Annotated in this window: 22 protein-coding genes; 8 read left to right on the top strand and 14 right to left on the bottom strand. The window is 73.0% G+C overall.

What is annotated here, in order from left to right:
• Positions 1-115 precede the first annotated feature (115 nt).
• A complete protein-coding gene (locus ACIO6U_RS23460; protein ID WP_401721856.1) occupies positions 116-1,516 on the top strand; it encodes an MFS transporter in 1,401 nt (466 codons plus the stop codon).
• On the opposite strand, the gene ACIO6U_RS23455 is transcribed toward ACIO6U_RS23460, so the two are convergent.
• The 5 genes from ACIO6U_RS23455 to sigE form a co-directional block, all read right to left on the bottom strand.
• Positions 1,456-2,256, bottom strand: a complete 801-nt coding sequence (locus ACIO6U_RS23455) for a spermidine synthase (protein WP_401722255.1) — start codon at positions 2,254-2,256, stop codon at positions 1,456-1,458. The two genes, ACIO6U_RS23460 and ACIO6U_RS23455, sit on opposite strands and share 61 nt — an antisense overlap.
• A 487-nt stretch (positions 2,257-2,743) precedes the next feature.
• Entirely contained in the window at positions 2,744-3,358 is a 615-nt protein-coding gene (locus ACIO6U_RS23450) for a hypothetical protein (protein ID WP_391127398.1), read from the bottom strand.
• Positions 3,359-3,505: 147 nt separating this feature from the next.
• On the bottom strand, positions 3,506-4,003 hold the full coding sequence (locus ACIO6U_RS23445; protein ID WP_355348180.1) for a sec-independent translocase: 498 nt from the start codon (positions 4,001-4,003) through the stop codon (positions 3,506-3,508).
• Between the two features lie 173 nt (positions 4,004-4,176).
• Complete coding sequence (locus ACIO6U_RS23440) at positions 4,177-5,118, bottom strand: zf-HC2 domain-containing protein (protein WP_355348183.1); 942 nt, start codon at positions 5,116-5,118, stop codon at positions 4,177-4,179.
• Complete coding sequence (sigE, locus tag ACIO6U_RS23435; RefSeq protein WP_355348341.1) at positions 5,115-5,882, bottom strand: RNA polymerase sigma factor SigE; 768 nt, start codon at positions 5,880-5,882, stop codon at positions 5,115-5,117. Before sigE ends, ACIO6U_RS23440 begins: the two co-directional genes overlap by 4 nt.
• 212 nt (positions 5,883-6,094) lie before the next feature.
• Here sigE and ACIO6U_RS23430 point away from each other — a divergent pair, with 212 nt between their 5' ends.
• The gene (locus tag ACIO6U_RS23430; RefSeq protein WP_355348344.1) at positions 6,095-6,730 is read left to right on the top strand and encodes an O-methyltransferase; all 636 of its coding nucleotides are present in this window, start codon (positions 6,095-6,097) and stop codon (positions 6,728-6,730) included.
• Positions 6,731-6,816: 86 nt separating this feature from the next.
• Here the strand turns inward: ACIO6U_RS23430 and ACIO6U_RS23425 are convergent, their stop codons facing one another.
• Positions 6,817-6,984, bottom strand: a complete 168-nt coding sequence (locus ACIO6U_RS23425; RefSeq protein ID WP_069464762.1) for a DUF3117 domain-containing protein — start codon at positions 6,982-6,984, stop codon at positions 6,817-6,819.
• A 268-nt stretch (positions 6,985-7,252) separates the two neighbouring features.
• On the opposite strand from ACIO6U_RS23425, the gene ACIO6U_RS23420 reads away from it, so the two are divergent.
• Positions 7,253-8,035: an enoyl-CoA hydratase-related protein gene (locus ACIO6U_RS23420; RefSeq protein ID WP_355348187.1), complete on the top strand. Its 783-nt coding sequence runs from the start codon at positions 7,253-7,255 to the stop codon at positions 8,033-8,035.
• A gap of 97 nt (positions 8,036-8,132) precedes the next feature.
• Here ACIO6U_RS23420 and ACIO6U_RS23415 read toward each other — a convergent pair whose 3' ends face one another.
• On the bottom strand, positions 8,133-8,714 hold the full coding sequence (locus tag ACIO6U_RS23415; protein WP_401721851.1) for a DNA-3-methyladenine glycosylase I: 582 nt from the start codon (positions 8,712-8,714) through the stop codon (positions 8,133-8,135).
• Positions 8,707-9,069, bottom strand: coding sequence for a DivIVA domain-containing protein (locus ACIO6U_RS23410; RefSeq protein ID WP_391161649.1), 363 nt, complete (start codon positions 9,067-9,069; stop codon positions 8,707-8,709). Before ACIO6U_RS23410 ends, ACIO6U_RS23415 begins: the two co-directional genes overlap by 8 nt.
• A gap of 128 nt (positions 9,070-9,197) precedes the next feature.
• On the opposite strand from ACIO6U_RS23410, the gene folP reads away from it, so the two are divergent.
• Complete coding sequence (gene folP, locus ACIO6U_RS23405) at positions 9,198-10,010, top strand: dihydropteroate synthase (RefSeq protein ID WP_355348347.1); 813 nt, start codon at positions 9,198-9,200, stop codon at positions 10,008-10,010.
• A 60-nt stretch (positions 10,011-10,070) separates the two neighbouring features.
• Here folP and ACIO6U_RS23400 read toward each other — a convergent pair whose 3' ends face one another.
• From ACIO6U_RS23400 to dapE, 3 genes are all read right to left on the bottom strand, one after another.
• Positions 10,071-10,892 (bottom strand): TIGR00730 family Rossman fold protein, encoded by an 822-nt coding sequence (locus ACIO6U_RS23400; RefSeq protein WP_355348196.1) that lies wholly within the window; start codon positions 10,890-10,892, stop codon positions 10,071-10,073.
• Between the two features lie 16 nt (positions 10,893-10,908).
• Entirely contained in the window at positions 10,909-11,994 is a 1,086-nt protein-coding gene (locus tag ACIO6U_RS23395) for an alpha/beta fold hydrolase (RefSeq protein WP_355348199.1), read from the bottom strand.
• Between the two features lie 155 nt (positions 11,995-12,149).
• The gene (gene dapE, locus ACIO6U_RS23390) at positions 12,150-13,217 is read right to left on the bottom strand and encodes a succinyl-diaminopimelate desuccinylase (RefSeq protein ID WP_391161651.1); all 1,068 of its coding nucleotides are present in this window, start codon (positions 13,215-13,217) and stop codon (positions 12,150-12,152) included.
• Between the two features lie 137 nt (positions 13,218-13,354).
• On the opposite strand from dapE, the gene ACIO6U_RS23385 reads away from it, so the two are divergent.
• The gene (locus ACIO6U_RS23385) at positions 13,355-14,299 is read left to right on the top strand and encodes a heavy metal transporter (protein ID WP_401721847.1); all 945 of its coding nucleotides are present in this window, start codon (positions 13,355-13,357) and stop codon (positions 14,297-14,299) included.
• A 285-nt stretch (positions 14,300-14,584) separates the two neighbouring features.
• Positions 14,585-15,058 carry an ATP-binding protein gene (locus ACIO6U_RS23380; RefSeq protein ID WP_401721846.1) on the top strand — a complete coding sequence of 158 codons (474 nt, stop codon included), beginning with the start codon at positions 14,585-14,587 and terminating at the stop codon, positions 15,056-15,058.
• A gap of 153 nt (positions 15,059-15,211) precedes the next feature.
• On the opposite strand, the gene dapC is transcribed toward ACIO6U_RS23380, so the two are convergent.
• Both dapC and fdxA read right to left on the bottom strand, forming a co-directional pair.
• Complete coding sequence (dapC, locus tag ACIO6U_RS23375; RefSeq protein WP_401721843.1) at positions 15,212-16,357, bottom strand: succinyldiaminopimelate transaminase; 1,146 nt, start codon at positions 16,355-16,357, stop codon at positions 15,212-15,214.
• 84 nt (positions 16,358-16,441) lie between these two features.
• Complete coding sequence (gene fdxA, locus ACIO6U_RS23370) at positions 16,442-16,768, bottom strand: ferredoxin (RefSeq protein WP_355348214.1); 327 nt, start codon at positions 16,766-16,768, stop codon at positions 16,442-16,444.
• A gap of 372 nt (positions 16,769-17,140) precedes the next feature.
• Here fdxA and ACIO6U_RS23365 point away from each other — a divergent pair, with 372 nt between their 5' ends.
• Positions 17,141-17,902, top strand: a complete 762-nt coding sequence (locus ACIO6U_RS23365; protein WP_391049301.1) for a GNAT family N-acetyltransferase — start codon at positions 17,141-17,143, stop codon at positions 17,900-17,902.
• Positions 17,899-18,723 carry a tetratricopeptide repeat protein gene (locus ACIO6U_RS23360; protein WP_391049299.1) on the top strand — a complete coding sequence of 275 codons (825 nt, stop codon included), beginning with the start codon at positions 17,899-17,901 and terminating at the stop codon, positions 18,721-18,723. The genes ACIO6U_RS23365 and ACIO6U_RS23360 overlap by 4 nt, the downstream gene beginning before the upstream one ends.
• Positions 18,724-18,740: 17 nt before the next feature.
• Here ACIO6U_RS23360 and ACIO6U_RS23355 read toward each other — a convergent pair whose 3' ends face one another.
• Positions 18,741-19,355: a response regulator gene (locus ACIO6U_RS23355; RefSeq protein WP_391049297.1), complete on the bottom strand. Its 615-nt coding sequence runs from the start codon at positions 19,353-19,355 to the stop codon at positions 18,741-18,743.
• Positions 19,356-19,384: the final 29 nt, after the last annotated feature.

The following is a 19,384-nucleotide window of genomic DNA, read 5'->3' as shown; positions in this document are numbered from 1 at the left end:
CGAGCGGGGAGCGGCGAGGAGCGAGCGGGGAGCGGCGGGCGGCGGGTGCCCGCCGCTCCCGGACCGGCCGGAATCCGTTTGCGAGAGGAAACGGACTGCGGGCATAGTCCCCCGGGTGACCTCGAACGACACGGCCCGCAGCGGCGGCCCCTCCGACGCCCGCCCGCCCGGTCCGCGTTCTCGGGATCCCAGGAGCCGCCTCCCGTCCTGGGCCGGACGGAATTTCCAACTGCTGGTCACCGCCTCGTTCATCACCAACCTCGGCAACTCCGGCGCGCTCATCGCCGCCGCCTACGCCGTCATCGAGTCCGGCGGCAGCGCCACCGGCGTCGGTCTGGTGGCCGCCGCCAGGACCCTGGCCATGGTGGTCTTCCTGCTGATCGGCGGCGCGGTCGCGGACCGTATCCCGCGTCAGCGGGTGATGGTGACGGCCAACCTCGTCAACGCGCTCTCGCAGGCCGCCTTCGCGGTGCTCGTCCTGGCCGGGCACGCCGCGCTGTGGCAGATGGCGCTGCTGACCGCGGTCGGCGGCGGCGCGCACGCCTTCTTCTCCCCCGCCTCCGAGGGCATGGTGCTCTCCACGGTCGAGTCCGCGCACGCGGGCAAGGCCTTCGCCGTCTTCCGGATGTCGATGAACGGCGCGACCATCGGCGGCGCGGCCGTCGGCGGCGCGCTCGTCGCCGCGTTCGGGCCCGGCTGGGTGCTGGCGATCGACGCGCTGGGCTTCGCCGCCGCTGCCGCCATGCGCTCCCGGCTGCACGTCGCCGCGGGCGACCGCCCGGCGCGGGCGTCCGGCATCGTCAGCGATCTGCGCGAGGGCTGGCGGGAGTTCGTCTCCCGTTCCTGGCTGTGGGGCATCGTCGTGCAGTTCGCCGTGGTCAACGCCGTGGTCGGCGCGGCCGAGGCGGTGTACGGGCCGCTGGTCGCCCGCGACCATCTCGGCGGCGCGGGCCCCTGGGGCCTGGCCATGGCCGCCTTCGGTGTCGGCACGGTCGGCGGCGGCCTGCTGATGATGCGCTGGAAACCGCGCCGCATGCTGCTCGCGGGCGCCCTCGGCGTCTTCCCCCTGGCCCTGCCGAGCGCCACGCTCGCCCTCGCCTCGCCCCTGTGGATCCTGGCGCTCGCCATGTTCATCACGGGCGTGGCCATCGAGGTCTTCGCGGTCGGCTGGATGCTCGCGCTGCACCAGGAGATCGCCGAGGACAAGATGTCACGCGTGTCGGCGTACGACTGGTTCGGCTCGGTGGCCGTGACACCGATCGCCCTGGCCCTCGCCGGCCCCGCCGCCAGCCTCTTCGGCCGTACGCAGGCGCTGTGGGGCTGCTCCGCGGTGGTCGTGCTGCTGACGGGCGCCGTGCTGACGCTGCCGGACGTACGACGGCTGGAACGGCGTACGGGCGGCGGGCACGGGGTGGTGGCGGGCAGCACCGTGGCGCACCCGGACGCCGTTCCCGCTCAGCCGACGGTGAAGGCGCCGTCCGGCGGGGTCGGCGAGGGCGCGGCCGACGTGTCGTAGACCGGGCGGGCGCGGCCGGTGAAACGGTCGAGAGCGGCGCCGTGCACCACGCGGGCGGGGAAGGCGTCGGCGGCGCACAGCCGGGCGAGCGCGTCCACCGGGAGCGGCGCGGCGCTGGCCACGAGCACCGCGTTGCCGAAGCGACGGCCGCGCAGCACGCCCGGCTCGGCGAGCAGGCAGATCTCGGCGGGGGCGGGGAACACGGCGCGGACCGCGGCCAGTTGGGACCGCAGGAAGGCGAAGGGGGCCGCGTCGGCGACGTTCGCGACGTAGACGCCGCCGGGGCGCAGGACGCGGTGCGCGGCGCGTACGAACTCCACCGACGTCAGGTGCGCGGGCACGCGCGCGCCGCCGAAGACGTCCGCCACGACCGCGTCCGCGCTCGCCTCGGCCGCCGTGGCCAGCCACGCGCGCGCGTCCGCCGTGTGCACCGTCACCGACGCGGGGTCGGCCAGCGGCAGATGCTCGGCGACCAGCGCGGCCAGCCGCCGGTCGGCCTCGACGACGTCCTGCCGCGAACCCGGCCGCGCCCACGCCAGCCACCGCGGCACCGTCATCCCGCCGCCCCCGAGATGCACGGCCGCCACCGGCTCCCCCGGCGCGCTCCCGGCCTCCAGCGCGTACGCGATCCGCCGCACGTACTCGAACTCCAGGCACTCCGGATCGTCCAGGTCCACATACGACTGCGGTGCCCCGTCCACCGTCAACAGCCAGCCCCGTGGCCGGTCCACGTCCGGCATCAGCCGGGCTTCCCCGAAGTCCACGGGGCGGATCACGGGGACCGCTTCGGGGGCGGGGGCCTCGTCCGGGGCGGGGGCCTCTTCTGGGGCGGTTGGCGGGTCCTCCGGGGTGTGGCTCACGGGGTCATTGTCCCAGGCGGGCGGTTTCCGCACGGGGGTGCGGGTGTCCGTGCGGGCCGATGGCCGCCGTCGTGGGATCGGGGCTGCCGAGCGGGCGGGGATCGGGCGTGATCCGTACCGGCGCGGGGGGGGGGGGCCGCGCCCCCCCCCGCCCCCCCCCCCCCCCCGGGGGGGGGGGGGGGGGGGGGGGGGGGGGGTGGGGGGGGGGGGGGGGGGGGGGGGGGGGGGGGGGGGGGGGGGGGGGGGGGGGGGGCGGCCCGCCGCGGGGGGGGGGGGGGGGGGGGGGGCCGGCGCGCGCCCCCCCCCCCCCCCCCCCCCCCCGTCCGCGGAGCGCCGCAAAGGTGCCTGGAAGCGCCCTGAGGGCGCCTCAGACCTCGTACAGGGTCACGTCCTTGACCACGGCCAGTCCGAGGCCGTACGCGCTCATGCCGCGGCCGTACGCGCCGAGGTGGACACCGCGGGCCGAGCCCGCCATGACCCAGCCGTACTCGGACTCGCGGTAGTGGAACGGCGTCGGGTCGCCGTCGACCGGAAGGGTCAGCGTCGACCAGCCGCTGCCCGCCAGGTCGTCGGCGAGTTCCCACGCGGTGGCGGTCTGCTGGTCGAGCCAGTCCTGGCGCAGGGCCCGGTCCATGGTGGTGGGCCAGGTGCAGGACAGCAGCCCGGACCCGGCGAGCCAGGCCGCGGAGGAGACCGAGGTCGCCTCCAGTACGCCGGTGCCGTCGGAGCTGCGCCGTCCGGGGCGGTTGGCGAGGGTGACGACCGCGGCGAACCGCAGCCCTTCCGCGTCCGCCGGAGCCGCCTTCAGCGAAGGCTCGTCACCATGCCCTATTGAGCCGTGCTCGACCGTGCCGTCCCCGCTCACGCCGACCGTGCCCAGCCAGCGCCGTCCGGTGAACGCCTCGTCCAGCCCGTACCAAGGGAAGTCGGCCATCAAGTAGCCGTCGACCGTCCCACGAGCACTGCCGGTCTTCGTCTCCATGCGGTGTTACGCCTCCTCCGTGCCCATCTGGGCGACTCGCCATCTTGCCCGACCCTGGGTGGGTTCGGGAGCCGAACCGGCTCACGGTGACGGCGAACACACGGACAATAGCCACCTGGAGGGGTGAAAAGGCGTGATCTGGTTGACTCAGGTCGCGTCGGAATCGAACGGCGGAGCCTCGCCGGGCTCCAGGCCGTCCTTCTTGCGGAGCCTGTCGGGGGTGGCCGAGGAGCCGCCGCCGGAGGTCGGTCCCGGCACGCCGGAGGACGAACCGGCCGCGCCGGACGAGCCGTTGGCGGCGGAGGCGGGCTCCACCCCGTTGACCGCGTCGGTGACCTCGGCCATCTCCTTGCGGAAGTCGAAGCCGTTGCGGATGTCCTTGAGGCCCAGCTCGTCCATGTCGCTGTCGCTCATCAGATTCTTCTTGATGAACGTCTTCGGATTGAGGTCCTCGAACTCGAAGTCCTTGAACTCCGGACCCAGCTCCCGCCGGATGTCTTCCTTGGCGCTGTCCGAGAACTCCCTGACCTTCCGGATGAAGTTCATGGTGTCCTGGATGACCTTCGGCAGCTTGTCGGGGCCGAAGACGAGGACGGCAAGGACCACGATCGCGACCAGCTCCAGCGGGCCTATGTCGAAGAACACCTTGCAGCTCCTTGGGACGTCCACAGCCGGGAAGGCAGGGTCCGGCGGACTTTACGGTACCTGTCCACGCGGGCGGTGCGGGAGTGGCTCCGGCTAACAGTACGTCGCCAGGGGGTAAAGGGTCAGCCCCCGAGCCCGCTCCGGTGACCGGCCGGAGACCGGCCGGTGGCCGGTCAGCGCCGTATCGCGGGGGCCTGGGGGCCGGGCGACACGGGGGAAGCGGCGGGCGTCACGAGCGGCAGGGCGCCGGGCGCCATCAGCGGCCGGGTCACCGAAACGGGTGTCACCGAGGTGACCGCGGCGGGCGCGCGGAGCATGCGCCGGTCCCCGGCGTCGAGCACGCCGCGCGGGGTGACCCCGCGGGTGTCCGGCACGGAGTTGGCGCTCAGCGGGCTGACCGCGGGGCCGTCGTCGGGGCGGGCGCCGCCGTCGACCGCGGCTTCCATGGGCAGGGCGCTGCCCAGGGCGATGGCCGCCATCGAGAAGGCGCCCGCGGCGGCGAAGGCGAACCGCCTGCCGCGGGAGGCCGCGGTGCCGGAGCCGCTGTGCGCGGGGGCCTCCGGCTGCTCCCGGTCCTCGGGGCGCCCGTCGGCCGCGGCGGCGCGGGTCAGCTCATGGATGCGGAAACCGCGACCGCCGGAGCCGCCGGGCACGAGGTCGCGGCCCGGTGTGAGGTACGAGAACTCCTCGCGGCGCCGTGAACCGCCGCCGCCGAACACGCCGGAGCCGAGCAGGCCGCCGTCGAAGGGGCCGCGCCGCTCCTGGTCCCGCCCGCCGGCGGCGCCGGGGCCGTGGCCCTCGTCGTCCCGGTCGCGCCAGTCACGCGTACGGTCGGCGTCCTCGGTCCCGTCGCCGGTCGGTGGTAGGCCGGGAAGGCCCTGGAGCCGGGCCAGCAGCCCGGCGGAGAGCATCGGCTGCTCGGAGGCCGCCACGACGCTCTTGAGACGCCGCTGCTCGCTGGCAGCGGCTTTGCACTGCGGACAGGTCACCAGATGGGCGAGCACCCGGTCCCGGGTGTCGTCGCCGAGCTCGCCGTCGACAAATGCGGCGAGCCGGTCGCCAAGGTGCTGCTCGGCAGGCGCTGCACGTTGTTCGCCTGAACCGCTACTGCTCACGTTCTCCCGCCCTCCTGGCCAGGTTTCTGTGTGGCGGCAGCGAGCGCGGGAGCCGGCCGGGCGCCGGGCGCCCGGTGTTCCAGAGCCTTGCGCAGGTGGGAGCGGCCACGGTGAATCCTGCTCCGCACCGTGCCCAGCTTCACACCCAGCGTCGCGGCGATCTCCTCGTACGACAGTCCCTCGATGTCGCAGAGCACCACGGCGGCGCGGAACTCCGGGGCGAGGGTGTCCAGCGCCTGCTGGACGTCCGCGTCGAAGTGCGTGTCGTTGAAGTGCTGCGCGGGGGACGGCTCGCGGCTGGGCAGCCGCTCGGCGGCGTCGTCCCCGAGGGCGTCGAAGCGGATCCGCTGGCGGCGGCGCACCATGTCCAGGAAGAGATTGGTCGTGATGCGGTGCAGCCAGCCCTCGAACGTGCCGGGCGTGTAGGTGGACAGGGAACGGAAGACCCGCACGAAGACCTCTTGGGTGAGGTCCTCCGCATCGTGCTGGTTGCCGGTCAGGCGGTACGCCAGCCGGTACACCCGGGCACTGTGGGTACTGACGATCTCCTCCCAAGAGGGAGGCGTCCACGCCTGAGCGTCCCCGTCGGTGGCGAACGTCGCGGTCGCGGGAGTGTTTTCGCGTGAACGGTCATCAGCAGTGTTGGTCACGGATTTCGGCTGTCCGGCGGACCGGAGAATACGCCTGAGCGTTCCTCCCTTGTCACCGGCCGCAGCCGCACCTCCCCTGTCGGCTCTGGTGGTGTCCAGTAGAGCCCCTACCATATCCACCTCGCCCGTTAGCTCCGGATAAGTGCGCTGTTGCCATTGACTTCCCAGGACTTCCACTCGGCGGGGAGAGCCGGGGCCTTCTCCCGCCGGTAGCCGTCCTTACGGATAACGCACAGTCCCATCAGCGGGTTCCCGCCCCCAGCGGATACAGTCGCCGGGCGGGCTGCACCTACGACAGGGATCGACCCGGGGACAGGGAGAGGGACATTACCGGCAACCGGCAGGCGAGCTGGGCGTTCGCCGACGCGTTCGTCGCCGAGGACGACGCCCTCATACGCGCCCGCGCCCGGTCCCACGCGGCCGGTCTGCGGCCCGTCTCGCCCGGCACCGGTGCGGCCCTGCGGCTGCTGGCCGCCACGGGGGACGCGAAGTCCGTCGTCGAGATCGGCACCGGCACCGGGGTCTCCGGCATCCACCTGCTGCGCGGCATGCGCCCCGACGGCATCCTGACCACCGTCGACACCGAGCCGGACCGCCTTCAGCTCGCGCGCGAGGCGTACCGCGAGGCCGGTTTCGCCGCCAACCGCTCCCGCGTCATCCCCGGCCTGGCCCTGGACGTGCTCCCCCGGCTCACCGACGGCGGCTACGACCTGGTCTTCTGCGACGCCGACCGGCTGGAGTACCTGGACTACCTCGACGAGGCGCTGCGGCTGCTGCGGATCGGCGGCCTGGTCTGCTTCGAGGGCGCCTTCGCCCGCGGGCGCGCGCTGGACGCCGCCCACCAGGACGCCGAGTCGGTGCGGCTGCGCGAGCTGATGCGCGCGGTCCGGGACAGCCCCCGGCTCTCCCCCGTCCTGCTGCCGACCGACGACGGTCTGCTGTGCGCGGTGCGCCGGAAGTGACGCGGCGGCGCGCGTAGGAAAACGACGGCGGCCCCGTACACGACATTCCGTGTACGGGGCCGCGACGATTTATGGGACCGCTGGTCTCAGGCGATGGCCTTCTTCAACGCGTCGCCGAGGGCATCCGCCTCGTCCGGGGTCAGCTCGACAACAAGCCGCCCGCCGCCCTCAAGCGGAACGCGCATGATGATGCTCCGCCCCTCCTTGGTCACCTCGAGCGGGCCGTCACCCGTCCGCGGCTTCATGGCCGCCATGCTCGTTCCCCTTCCTGAAACCAGCTCGGACTCGAACACATTGGTTCTCGGCCATTATCCCGCATCTATCGACCCGATGACCAACATCGGTCGCACTACGTTCAGCATGGGCCCTCCCCAAAACCGGCCAATTCGGCGAGTGGACAGTGATCGACCGGGTTCCCGAAGGGTATCGGTTCGGTCGGACGTTTGACGTACGTCACATGTCGGGGTGCCGTGAAGTCCGGCATTCTGGCCAGGACCGATGCCGCGACGAAGGGGTTCAGCCATGGCCGACAGCGTTCTGTACGAGGTGAGCGACGGGCTCGCGACCGTCACCTTCAACCGTCCCGAGGCGATGAACGCGCTCGACACGGACACGAAGAACACCCTGCGGGACGCCTTGCGGGAAGCGGCCGACGACACCGCGGTGCGGGCGGTGCTGCTCACCGCGACCGGGCGGGCCTTCTGCGTCGGACAGGACCTCAAGGAGCATCTGGCGACGCTGGCGGCGGGCGGCGGGCTCACGACGGTGGCCGAGCACTACAACCCGATCGTCACCGCGATCGCGACGATGCCCAAGCCGGTGGTGGCGGGGGTGAACGGGGTCGCCGCGGGCGCCGGGGCCGGGTTCGCCTTCGCCGCGGACTACCGGATCGTGGCGGACACCGCCGCCTTCAACACGTCCTTCGCCGGGGTGGCGCTCAGCGCGGACTCGGGTGTGTCGTGGACGCTGCCGCGGCTGGTCGGGCACAGCCGGGCCTCGGATCTCCTGCTCTTCCCGCGCTCGGTGGGGGCCGCGGAGGCGTACGACCTCGGGATCGCCAACCGGGTCGTGCCCGCCGCGGATCTTCCCGCCGAGGCCGTCGCCGTGGCCCGGCGGCTGGCCGAGGGGCCGACCGTCGCCTACGCCGCCATCAAGGCGTCCCTCGCCCACGGGGCCGCCCACTCCCTGCTCTCCACCCTCGCCAAGGAGGACGAGCTCCAGACCCTGGCCGGAGCCGCCGAGGACCACCGCATCGCAGTCAACGCCTTCGTGGCCAAGCAGCCTCCACGCTACGTGGGCCGCTGACGCGGGACGCCCGTCGCCGCTCCGGCCGGTCCTCGATCGCCGGACGGGCTGAAGGGGGCACGGGTGCGGCGCGGCCCCCGGCCCGTCCGGACCGGCCCTAGCGGGCGGAGCAGTCGGCGAGGTGGTCGTTGACCAGGCCGCAGGCCTGCATCAGGGCGTAGGCGGTGGTGGGGCCGACGAAGCGGAAGCCGTGGGATTTGAGCGCCTTGGCGAGAGCCACCGACTCGGGGGTGGTGGCGGGCACGTCGGCGAGGCGGCGCGGCGCCGGGCGGGTCGCGGGGTCGGGCGCGAAGGACCAGATGAGGGCGTCGAGCCCGCCGTCGTAGCTGTCGCGCAGGGCCTGCGCGGCCCGCGCGTTGGCGACGGAGGCGGCGATCTTCGCCCGGTTGCGGATGATCCCGGAATCGAGCAGCAGCCGCGCCTCGTCCTGCGCCGTGAAGCCCGCGACCGCGTCGATCTTGAAGCCGTCGAAGGCGGCCCTGAACCCCTCGCGGCGACGGAGGATCGTGATCCAGGACAGCCCGGACTGGAACGCCTCCAGGCAGGTCCGCTCGAACAGGGCGTCGTCCCCGTGCACGGGCCGCCCCCACTCGGTGTCGTGGTAGGCCACGTAATCCGGCGCGGACAGCCCCCAGGGGCAGCGCGCGAGTCCGTCGGGCCCGACGATCGCGTCACTCACCGGTGTCGTCCCGCGGCGTCTCGTCCTTGTCCAGGGACGGCGTCACGGGGGCGCCGACCGCGTCGGCCCGCGCCCCGGCCAGCACGGCCTCCAGGTCGGCGATCCTGGCGTCCCGCTCGGCGAGTTCCGCCCCGAGCCGGTCCAGCACCTCGTCGACGTCGAGCATGCGGTAGCCGCGTACGGCGATCGGCAGCCGGACGGCGTCGATGTCGGACCTGATGAGCGGGCGGTCGGCGGGCAGCCGGTCGTCGATCCGGTCGGGTTCGGAGTCCCGCAGGGTGCCGCCGTCACCGAGTACGGCCATCGCGACGGCGGCGACCACCGCGACCAGCGCGATGAGCATGAACCAGAACAACTCGATCTCCCGGGGTCCGGCCTACGTGTCAGGCACGATCGTGCCACGATCGCATGAGTCTGAGATGAGGAGCGGCAGTGGCACTTCGGTTGGGGACCCGCGAATTCGGCGAGCGGGAGCCGGTGATCATGGCGATCGTGAACCGTACGCCGGACTCGTTCTACGACCAGGGCGCCACCTTCACCGACGAACCCGCGCTGGAGCGGGTCGCGGGCGCCGTCGCGGAGGGCGCGGCGATCATCGACATCGGCGGGGTGAAGGCGGGCCCCGGCGAGGAGGTCTCGGCGGCGGAGGAGATCCGCCGCACGGTCGCCTTCGTGGCGGAGGTGCGCCGCCGCCACCCGGATGTGGTGATCAGCGTGGACACCTGGCGGCACGAGGTCGGCGAGGCGGTGTGCGAGGCGGGCGCCGACCTGCTGAACGACGCGTGGGGCGGGGTGGACCCGCGGCTGGCGGAGGTCGCGGCGCGGTACGGCGTGGGGCTGGTGTGCACGCACGCGGGCGGCGCGCAGCCGCGGACCCGGCCGCACCGGGTGGGGTACGAGGACGTGATGGCCGACATCCTGCGGGTGACGGTGGGGCTGGCCGAGCGGGCGGCGGCGCTGGGCGTGCCGCGTGACGGGATTCTGATCGACCCGGGTCACGACTTCGGCAAGAACACCCGGCACTCGCTGGAGGCGACCCGGCGGCTGCCGGAGATGACGGCGACGGGGTGGCCGGTGCTGGTCTCCCTGTCGAACAAGGACTTCGTCGGGGAGACGCTCGACCGGCCGGTCAAGGAGCGGCTGATCGGCACGCTGGCCACCACGGCGGTGTCGGCGTGGCTCGGGGCGCGGGTGTACCGCGTCCACGAGGTCGCCGAGACCCGTCAGGTGCTGGAGATGGTGGCCTCGATCGCGGGTCACCGCCCGCCCGCCGTGGCCCGCAGGGGCCTGGCCTAGGGGCCCGCTGGGCGGGGGCCAGGGGCCCTGCGAGGCGGGGGCCAGGGGCCCTGCGAGGCCCTAGGCGCTCTCCTTCGTCACCCGCGCCACGGCCTCGTCCACGTCGTCCGTGACGTGGAACAGCTCCAGGTCGGCCGCGGACGCCTTGCCGCCCGCGACGAGCGTGGAGCGGATCCAGGAGACCAGGCCGCCCCAGTACTCGGTGCCGAAGAGCACGATCGGAAAACGGGTGACCTTCTTGGTCTGGACGAGGGTGAGCGCCTCGAAGAGTTCGTCGAGGGTGCCGAAGCCGCCGGGGAGCACGACGAATCCCCGCGCGTACTTCACAAACATCGTCTTTCGGACAAAGAAGTAGCGGAAGTTCACGCCGATGTCGACATAGGAGTTGAGGCCCTGCTCGAAGGGCAGCTCGATGCCGAGGCCGACCGAGATGCCGCCCGCTTCGAGCGCGCCCTTGTTGGCGGCCTCCATCGCGCCGGGGCCGCCGCCGGTGATGACGGCGAAACCGGCCTCGGTCAGGGCGCGGCCGATCCGTACGCCCGCCGCGTACTCACGGGAGTCCACCGGGGTGCGGGCGGAGCCGAAGACGCTGACGGCGGGACCGAGTTCGGCCAGGGCGCCGAAGCCCTCGACGAATTCCGACTGGATCCGCATCACACGCCACGGGTCGCCGTGCACCCAGTCCGACTCTCCTCGACTGTCCAGCAACCGCTGATCGGTGGTCCCCGCCTGCACCTGGCCGCGCCGCCGTACGACAGGGCCCGTGTGCCGTTCCGGCCAGCCCTTGCCGGTCAGCACGGTCTCCGCCGCCTCGTTGGCCGCGGCAGCCGCCTCCTGCGCGTCCGGACTCTGCCCGGCCGCTCCCGTGTGTGAGTCAGTCATACGGGAAGCGTACGCATCAAGGTGCGGCGGACGGCGCCAATGGGACCGCCCGGGGCGCTTCGAGGCGGGCGCTGACCCAGGTGAAGGCCGCGGGGAACATTCCGCCCCAGGTCTTCCAGTTGTGCCCGCCGCGGTCGATCCGCAGCGTGCTCACCGAGGTGGGCGGCCGGACGGCGGCGGTGATCCAGTCGCCGAATTTCGGCGGGCTCTCCGGGTCCTGCTTGCTGGACTCGATGAGGATGTGCACGTCGGGGCGGGTGTTCTGGGCCAGCCACAGCGGCGAGCGGACACCGCGGGCGGACTCGGCCGGATTGTCCGGGGCCATCGCGGCGGCGGCCACGAACCGGTCGGGGTGCTCGAGCGCCATCCGCACCGCGCAGTAGCCGCCGGTGGATATGCCCATCACGGCCCAGCCGCGCGGCGCCGGGAGCGTACGGAAATTGTGCGCGATCGTCTGCGCCACGTCGTCGGTGAGCCAGGTGCCGACCTTGCTCTTGCCCGGCACGTCGGCGCAGCCGGTGTTGGCCCGGTCCGGGGTGATGGTGGGCAGCACGAGTATCGCGGGCTCGGCGCGGCCGGCGGTGATCTCGCCCTGCATGATCTGGCCGAGCCGCATGCCGCGCAGGAAGCTGTGCGGGGTGCCGGGGATGCCGTGCAGGACCTCTATGACGGGGAAGCGGGTGTGCGCGAACTCCTTCTTCTTGTACTGCGGCGGCGTCCAGACGATGACGTCGCCCTTCGTCCCGGACTTCCAGCCGCGCACGGTGGCCTTCTCGAAGCCTTGGGAGTACGAGGCGAATTTGACCCGGTAGTCGGGCTTGGTGGGGGTGGGCGTGGCGGTGGGGCCCGCGACGGACTTGCCGCCGCTGTTGGCGTTGCCGAGCAGGTCGTCCCAGGACGCGTAGAAGCCGTAGTCGTTGTTGACCGTGACCATCACCACGAAGATCGCGGTGACCTGACAGAGCACGATCATCCCGACGCGGGCGACGACCCGTACCGGCCGCGGGCCCCGTACCCGCGGCCAGAGCAGCACCGCGCCCGCCACCGCGGCCACCGCGACGACGAGGAGCAGTACGGCGAATCCTCTGCTGGTCAGTCCCACGACACGCCTCTTCCCCCAACCGATCCCTACGGCTCCGATCACACCATGCCGCGAGGGAAGACCGATGGGCACCCCTGTTCGGTTGCTCCGCCTTTCGCCGGATCAATCGGACGAGTGAGGCGGGGCGGTCACCGGGGCCGCGGGATCGGGCCCGGTCAGTCGGTGAGCCAGCCGCGCAGCCGCTCCTCGGCCTCCAGCACGGCGGCGACCGCCACGTGCTCCTCGCGGGCGTGGGCGAGCTTGGGGTCGCCGGGGCCGTAGTTCACCGCGGGCACGCCGAGCGCGGAGAAGCGGGCCACGTCGGTCCAGGCGTCCTTGGGGGCGGGTTCGGTGCCGATGGCGCGGACGAAGGCGGCGGCGGCCGGGTGCGCGAGGCCGGGCAGCGCGCCCGGCGCGCTGTCGGTGAGCACCACGGTGAAGCCGTCGAAGACCTCCTCGGCGTGCGCGAGCGCCTCGGCCTCGCTCCGGTCGGGCGCGAAGCGGAAGTTGACGGTCACCGCGCAGGAGTCGGGGATCACATTGCCCGCGTGGCCGCCCTCGACCCGCACCGCGTTCAGCCCCTCGCGGTACTCCAGGCCGTCGATCACGACCCGGCGGGGCTCGTACGCGGCGAGCCGGTCCAGGATCGGCGCGGCCTTGTGGATGGCGTTGTCCCCGAGCCAGCTCCGCGCCGAGTGCGCCCGGCGGCCGGTGGTCTCGACCCGGATCCGCAGGGTGCCCTGGCAGCCGCCCTCGACCTTGCCGTCGGTCGGCTCCATCAGCACCGCGAAGTCCCCGGCCAGCCACTCGGGGTGCCGCTCGACCAGCCGCTTGAGTCCGTTGAACTCGGCCGCGATCTCCTCGGCGTCGTAGAAGACGTAGGTCAGGTCGCGGTTCGGCGCGGTCAGGGTCGCCGCCAGCCGCAGCTGCACCGCCACGCCCGCCTTCATGTCCGAGGTGCCGCAGCCCCACAGCAGGCCGTTCTCGTCCAGCCGCGACGGCAGGTTGTCCGCGATCGGCACGGTGTCGATGTGGCCCGCGAGCACCACCCGCTCGGCGCGCCCGAGCCGGGTCCGCGCCACCACCGCGTCGCCGTCCCGGTCCACCGTCAGGTGCGGCAGCCCCCGCAGCGCCTCCTCCACCAGATCCGCCAGCGCCTTCTCCTGCTGGCTCACGGACGGCACGTCCACGAGTTGGGCGGTGAGCCGAGCGGCATCCTGGCTGAGGTCGAGTTCGCTGCGCATACGCCGAGCGTAGGGCCTCGGGCCCGGATGCCCCGAAGGCCCCGGCCGCCTGCCCCGTTCACGCGCACGGAGGAGAAAGCCGAAGACGGCGCCGTCGTAGGTCATTCGGGACCCGCCGCCTTCGGTACGCTCGGCGCGTGCCCAGCTCCCCCCCTCAGAAGCCCCCCAAGCGCAAGCGCCGGGGCCGCAAGATCGCCACAGCGGCCGTGGTGTTGCTGGGGCTCGCCACCTATGGCCTCTACCGCGCCGCGGAGGAGAACAAAGCGCCGGAAAGCGCGGACTGCACAGTGACGGCGGACGGCGACACGCTGGACATGAGCCCGTCGCAGGCGGCGAACGCGACGACGATCGCCGCCGTGGCCACCTCGCGCGGGCTGCCGGAAAGGGCGCTCACCATAGCCCTGGCCACGGCGTTGCAGGAGTCACGGCTGGACAATCTCGATCACGGCGACCGGGATTCGCTCGGACTGTTCCAGCAGCGCCCCTCGCAGGGCTGGGGCACCGCGCAGCAGGTCCAGGACCCGGTGTACTCGACGAACGCCTTCTTCGACGGCCTGGTGAAGATCGAGGGCTATTCGCGGCTGCCGCTGACCGTGGCGGCGCAGCGCGTGCAGAAGAGCGGCTTCCCCCAGGCGTACGCGAAGCACGAGGCGGACGCGACGCTGCTGTCGGCGGCGCTGTACGGCCGCAAGGCGGGCGCGCTGAGCTGTACGACGGGCTCGGACACGCCCTTCAGCGCGGGCGGCAAGCTGGGCAGTACGTCGCAGGTCACGGCCAGGCTGACGCGGGAGTTCGGCAGCCAGGTGAAGCCGGTGGCGGCCGACGAGCCGCGTACGGTCGCGGTGCCCGCCAGGCCCGCGGGCGGCGCGGCGGAGGGCGACGGCACCCGGCGCGGCTGGGAGCTGGCGCAGTGGGCGGTGGCGCACGCGCAGGACCTGAAGGTCGAGCAGGTGACCTTCGGCGGCCGGAAGTGGGCCGCGGCGCAGTCCGGCAAGGGCTGGCAGAAGCAGAAAGCGGGCGGCGCGCAGGGTTCCGCGGCCGTCAAGCCGGACGGATACGTACGGATCACCGTCGCGCAATAGTGCGCGCATTCACTCGGAAGTGCCCGCTCCCGCGGTCAAACGCGGGCTGCGGGAAAACCGCTCGACCGGATGGCAATTCCCTTGCCGCAGCAGGGATGTGACGTTTCATCAAAGTCATATGAGCTGTCCGCTATATCCGATCTGTCGGATTCCTATAATGCGACACATTGCCAACTCTTTACCTCGAACGACCGCAACCTTCGGGCTCCTTGAGCGGTAGTCACGACGTCCGCCCGGCGGACGCAATACGTCCCCTCACGGAGCCAACTCCGTAAAAGGAGCACCATGTCCCTCCCCCTGACCCGCCGCTTCGCCCAGGCCGCCCTGCTGATCGGCGCCGCCGCCGCGCCGCTGATCGGAGCGGGCGCCGCGCAGGCCGCCGCGCTGCCGCCGACGGACCTGGGCGGGCTGAGCAATCTGGACGGCGCCAATGTCGGCAACACGCTGGACAGCGCTTCCCAGCAGGCCACCGGGGTGGCCGGGCAGGCCGGTACCCAGGCGATGAAGACCACGCTCCCGGCCACCGGCCGCATCGTGGGCACCGCGAGCAGGACCGCCGCCCCGGCCGCGCAGAAGGCCGCGGGCGACGCCGCCGACTCCGCGGGCCGGATCGTCGGCCAGACCGCCGAGTCCGCCGGTGGCATCGCCCCGCACACCGAGACGCTGCCGGTCTCCGCGCTTCCCAACACCGGCCAACTGCCGGCCGGCGCGCTGCCCACCACCGACATGCTGCCGCTCAAGGGCCTCCCCCTGGGCTGATCGCCGAACCGCACGCGCGCGGGGGCCGGGAGCGACCGCTCCCGGCCCCCGCGCGTGTCTGCCGGGCAGCGCTCTCACACCGGCCTGGTCGGGTCAGCCCGGCGGGTCAGCCCGGCGGAAGCGGTTCAGCGGGAGCGGTTCAGCGGGAGCGGTTCAGCGCAGCCGCTCGACGGCCGCCGCCACCCGCTCGTCGACCGCCGTGAAGGCGATCCGGACGAACCGCTCGCCCGTCGGCCCGTAGAACTCGCCGGGCGCCACCAGGATGCCGCGCTTGGCCAGGTCGCCGACGGTGTCCCAGCAGTTCTCCGCGCGAGTCGCCCACAGGTACAAGCTGGCCTCGCTGTGCTCGATCCGGAAACCCGCGCCCTCGAAGGCGGTCCGCAGCGCGGCGCGGCGGCGCGCGTACCGCTCCTTCTGCTCCACCGCGTGCTCGCGGTCGTCGAGCGCGGCGACCATCGCGGCCTGTACGGGCGCGGGCACGATCATGCCGACGTGCTTGCGGACCTCCAGCAGACCGGCGACGACGGACGCGTCACCGGCGAGGAAGGCGCCGCGGTAGCCCGCGAAGTTGGACCGCTTGGACAGCGAGTGGACGGCAATCAGCCCCTCGTGGCTGTCCCCGCACACGTCCGGGTGCAGTACGGAGACCGGCTCCGTACCCTCCCAGCCCAGCTCGATGTAGCACTCGTCGGACACCACGAGCACCCCGTGCTCGCGCGCCCACGCCACGATCCGGCGCAGCTCGGCGGCGGACAGCACCCGGCCCGTGGGGTTGGACGGGCTGTTGAGCCAGAGCAGCTTCAGGCCGTCCGGGTCGAGTTCGGTCACCGGGTCGTCGTACGTGACCGGTTCCGCGCGGGCCACCAGCGCGCCGATCTCGTACGTCGGGTAGGCGAGCCGCGGGTACGCGACCCGGTCGCCCGCCTCGATGCCCAGCAGCGTCGGCAGCCAGCCGACCAGTTCCTTGGAGCCGAGCAGCGGCAGGATGTTCGCCGGGTCGGCGCCGCTCACGCCGTGCCAGCGGCTGAGATATCCGGCGGCGGCCTCGCGCAGCGCGCGCGTGCCGTACGTCAGCGGATAGCCGGGGCTGTCGGCGGCGGCGGCGAGCGCACGCCGGATCACCTCGGGAACCGGGTCCACCGGGGTCCCCACCGACAGGTCGACCACACCGTCCGGGTGCGCGACGGCCGTCGCCTTGTAGGGCTCCAGGCGGTCCCACGGGAAGACCGGGAGGCGGGCGGAGATGCTCACGTGCTCACTCTCGCTTGTCGATCGATGGTCCGTGATCGAAATGTCCATGACGGACGTACGCCGCGGCCCCGCACAGCGCCGAGCGTGGCTCGGTGCGCCGTACGGGGCCGGGCGGAGACTGCCCGACCGGGATCAGTGGTCCTGGCTCTGCGGGGGCAGCGCTGCGATGAAGGGGTGGTCGCGCTCGATGAGACCGAGCTTGGACGCGCCGCCGGGCGACCCCAGTTCGTCGAAGAACTCCACGTTCGCCTTGTAGTAGTCCTTCCACTCCTCCGGGGTGTCGTCCTCGTAGAAGATCGCCTCGACGGGGCAGACCGGCTCACAGGCGCCGCAGTCGACGCATTCGTCCGGGTGGATGTACAAGGACCTGGAGCCCTCGTAGATACAGTCGACCGGGCACTCTTCGATGCACGCCTTGTCCTTCAGGTCGACACAAGGCTGCGCGATGACGTAGGTCACGCTGTCGTTCCTCCTCGATAGGGCTCATCTCGCGCGGGAGCGCGGCGTCGTCGATGCCCGCACCTAGTATCTCCGTTCCTGAGCACGATCCGAACAGGAGGGGCACGCATGGCAGGGGATTTCTCTTCCGGAGCGCGGCTCGTGATCCGGATTACCCCGTCTGACGTGGGAAAACGCGTATCGGTACGGCAGGTTCTGGAGATCACCGACGGGCATCCTACGTTCACCGATACGGTCGGTGTTCTCGTATCGTGGGATGCGGGAGTGGTGTGCGTCACGCGGAGGTCCGGGGAAACGGTACGCATCGCCGAATCGCTCCTCGTCGCGGGGAAGGTGGTGCCGCCCACCCCGTCGGCACGGAGAATGTCGCGTGTGACGTCCGCGTCCCCCGAGGAGCTTGAGGCGTTCGCCTCGCGCGCCTGGCCCGCCACCGAGACCGAGCCGCTGGGCCGGTGGACACTGCGCTCGGCCGTCGCGGGCGAGCGAGAAGCGGAGCAGGACAAGGGCGGCGGGCGGCGGGAGGGCTTCACCCGCCGCGCCAACTCCGTCCTGGTGGACGGCGATCCCGACCGCCCGCTGGACGCCGCGCTCGACCACGTCGTCGGCTGGTACGGGGCGCGGGGCACGACACCGTATCTCCAGGTGCCCGACACCTCGCCCTACGCGGCCGAGTTGGAGCGCCGCGGGTGGGTACGGGAGGCGGACACGCTGGTCAGGGTCGCGCCGCTGGCGCCGCTCACCCGGCTGCCGGGCGCGGACGCCGTCACGCTGTCCCGGACGCCCGACGCGGCGTGGCTGGCCGCCTACCACCGCACCGGCTCGCTCGCCGACGCGGCGCTGAAGGTGGTCTCCGGCGGGCCCTCGGTGTGGTTCGCGACCGCCCCCGGCGCCATCGGGCGGGCCGTGGTCGACGGGCCGTGGGTGCTGTTCGGCGCGGTCGAGGTGGCGCCTTCGCACCGCCGCAGGGGCCTGGCGACCGCCGTCATGGGCGCGCTCGCCCGGCGCGCCGCCGACGAGGGCGCGAGGAGCGCGTACCTCCAGGTGGAGGCCGACAACGAGGCGGCCCGCGCGCTCTACGACGGGCTCGGCTTCACCGACCACCACGGCTACCACTACCGGCGCCCCTCGGTATGAGCGCGGACGTACGGGAACGGTTCGCGGCGGCGGCGCGCGAGGAGCGCCCCGACCTGGCCGAGCTGTGCCTGCTGATCGGCGCGGAGGCCGACCCGGCGCTGGACGGCGTCGCGATCGACGCGGCCCAGATCGAGCTGGACCGGCTCGCCGGGATGCTCCCGTACGGCCTGACGACGCCGCTGGAGTGGGCGAACGCCCTGCACCGGCTGCTCGGGGCCCGGCTGGGCTTCCACGGCGAGCCCGGCGACTACCAGAAGCTCTCGTCGTCGCTGCTCCAGCAGGTGCTGCGGCGGCGGCGCGGGCTGCCGATCCTGCTGTCGGTGGTCTGGACGGAGGTCGCCCGCCGGGCCGGCGCGCCGGTGTACGGGGTCGCGCTGCCCGGCCACTACGTCGTCGGCTTCGGCGATCCGGCGGGCGCGTACGTCCTGGTCGACCCCTTCGAGGGCGGCCGGGTGCTGTCGGGGCCCGACGCGGAACTCCTGGTCGCGGGCGCGACCGGCGCCCCGCTGGCCCCCGGCATGCTCACGCCCGCCGATCCGCTGGACACCGTGCACCGCGTCCTGAACAACATCCGCGCCTGGGCGTCCGCCCGCCTCGAACAGGCCGCCGTCGAGCTGTGGACGATCGACCTCGCCCTGCTCCTCCCCCGCCACCCGGCCCGCCTGCGCTACGAGCGCGCCCAACTCCTCGTCCGCCTCGGCGACTTCACCGGCGGCGCCGCGGCCCTCGACGAGTACGCCGAACTGATCGGCGGTTTCGACCCGGAGACCGCGGAGAAGATCCGCCGCAAGGCCCGCGCGGCGCGGGCACTGCTGAACTGAGCCCCGGCGGACAGGCCCTAGAGCCAGCCCTTTTCGCGGGCGATACGGACCGCCTCCGCGCGGTTGCGCGCGCCCGTCTTCTGGATCGCGGTCGACAGGTAGTTGCGGACCGTGCCCTCCGACAGCAGCAGGCCGCGCGCGATGTCGGCGTTGACCGAACCGTCGGCGGCGGCCCGCAGCACCTCGCGCTCGCGGGCCGTCAGCGGATCGGCGCCGTCGGCGAGCGCCGCCGCGGCCAGCGTGGGGTCGATGACACGCTCGCCGCGCAGCACCCGCCTTACGGCGTCGGCCAGTTGGGCCGCCGGAGCGTCCTTGACCAGGAACGCCTCCGCGCCCGATTCCATCGCTCTGCGCAGATAGCCGGGGCGGCCGAAGGTCGTGACGATCACGATTTTGACCTCCGGCAGCTCTTCGCGGAGGCGCGCCGCCGCCTCGATGCCGGTCAGGCCCGGCATCTCGATGTCCAGCAGCGCCACGTCCGGGTGGTGGGTCCTGGCCGCCGCCAGCACCTCGTCGCCGCGGGCCACCTGGGCGACGACCTCGAGGTCCTCTTCGAGGCCGAGGAGCGTCGCCAGTGCTTCTCGCACCATCGACTGATCCTCCGCGAGCAGCACCCGGACGCTTCTCCTCATCCCCCCACCCTAGGGCTCCGCCCTTCCCC

This window comes from Streptomyces sp. NPDC087422, assembly GCF_044744145.1.
Taxonomy (GTDB): Bacteria; Actinomycetota; Actinomycetes; order Streptomycetales; family Streptomycetaceae; genus Actinacidiphila.
Note: the sequence above shows the minus strand (reverse complement) of the source record. Positions and strands in the feature narration are given on the sequence as shown.

Bases quoted from the DNA above. Each gene is read 5' to 3' on its own strand.
- ACIO6U_RS23400 (WP_355348196.1), bottom strand. From the start codon at position 10,892: ATGACTGACTCACACACGGGAGCGGCCGGGCAGAGTCCGGACGCGCAG.
- ACIO6U_RS23455 (WP_401722255.1), bottom strand. From the start codon at position 2,256: ATGCCGGACGTGGACCGGCCACGGGGCTGGCTGTTGACGGTGGACGGG.
- ACIO6U_RS23360 (WP_391049299.1), top strand. From the start codon at position 17,899: ATGAGCGCGGACGTACGGGAACGGTTCGCGGCGGCGGCGCGCGAGGAG.
- ACIO6U_RS23425 (WP_069464762.1), bottom strand. From the start codon at position 6,984: ATGGCGGCCATGAAGCCGCGGACGGGTGACGGCCCGCTCGAGGTGACC.
- ACIO6U_RS23380 (WP_401721846.1), top strand. From the start codon at position 14,585: ATGTCCCTCCCCCTGACCCGCCGCTTCGCCCAGGCCGCCCTGCTGATC.
- sigE (WP_355348341.1), bottom strand. From the start codon at position 5,882: ATGGTAGGGGCTCTACTGGACACCACCAGAGCCGACAGGGGAGGTGCG.
- ACIO6U_RS23450 (WP_391127398.1), bottom strand. From the start codon at position 3,358: ATGGAGACGAAGACCGGCAGTGCTCGTGGGACGGTCGACGGCTACTTG.
- folP (WP_355348347.1), top strand. From the start codon at position 9,198: ATGGCGATCGTGAACCGTACGCCGGACTCGTTCTACGACCAGGGCGCC.
- dapE (WP_391161651.1), bottom strand. From the start codon at position 13,217: ATGCGCAGCGAACTCGACCTCAGCCAGGATGCCGCTCGGCTCACCGCC.
- dapC (WP_401721843.1), bottom strand. From the start codon at position 16,357: ATGGACATTTCGATCACGGACCATCGATCGACAAGCGAGAGTGAGCAC.
- ACIO6U_RS23355 (WP_391049297.1), bottom strand. From the start codon at position 19,355: ATGAGGAGAAGCGTCCGGGTGCTGCTCGCGGAGGATCAGTCGATGGTG.
- ACIO6U_RS23420 (WP_355348187.1), top strand. From the start codon at position 7,253: ATGGCCGACAGCGTTCTGTACGAGGTGAGCGACGGGCTCGCGACCGTC.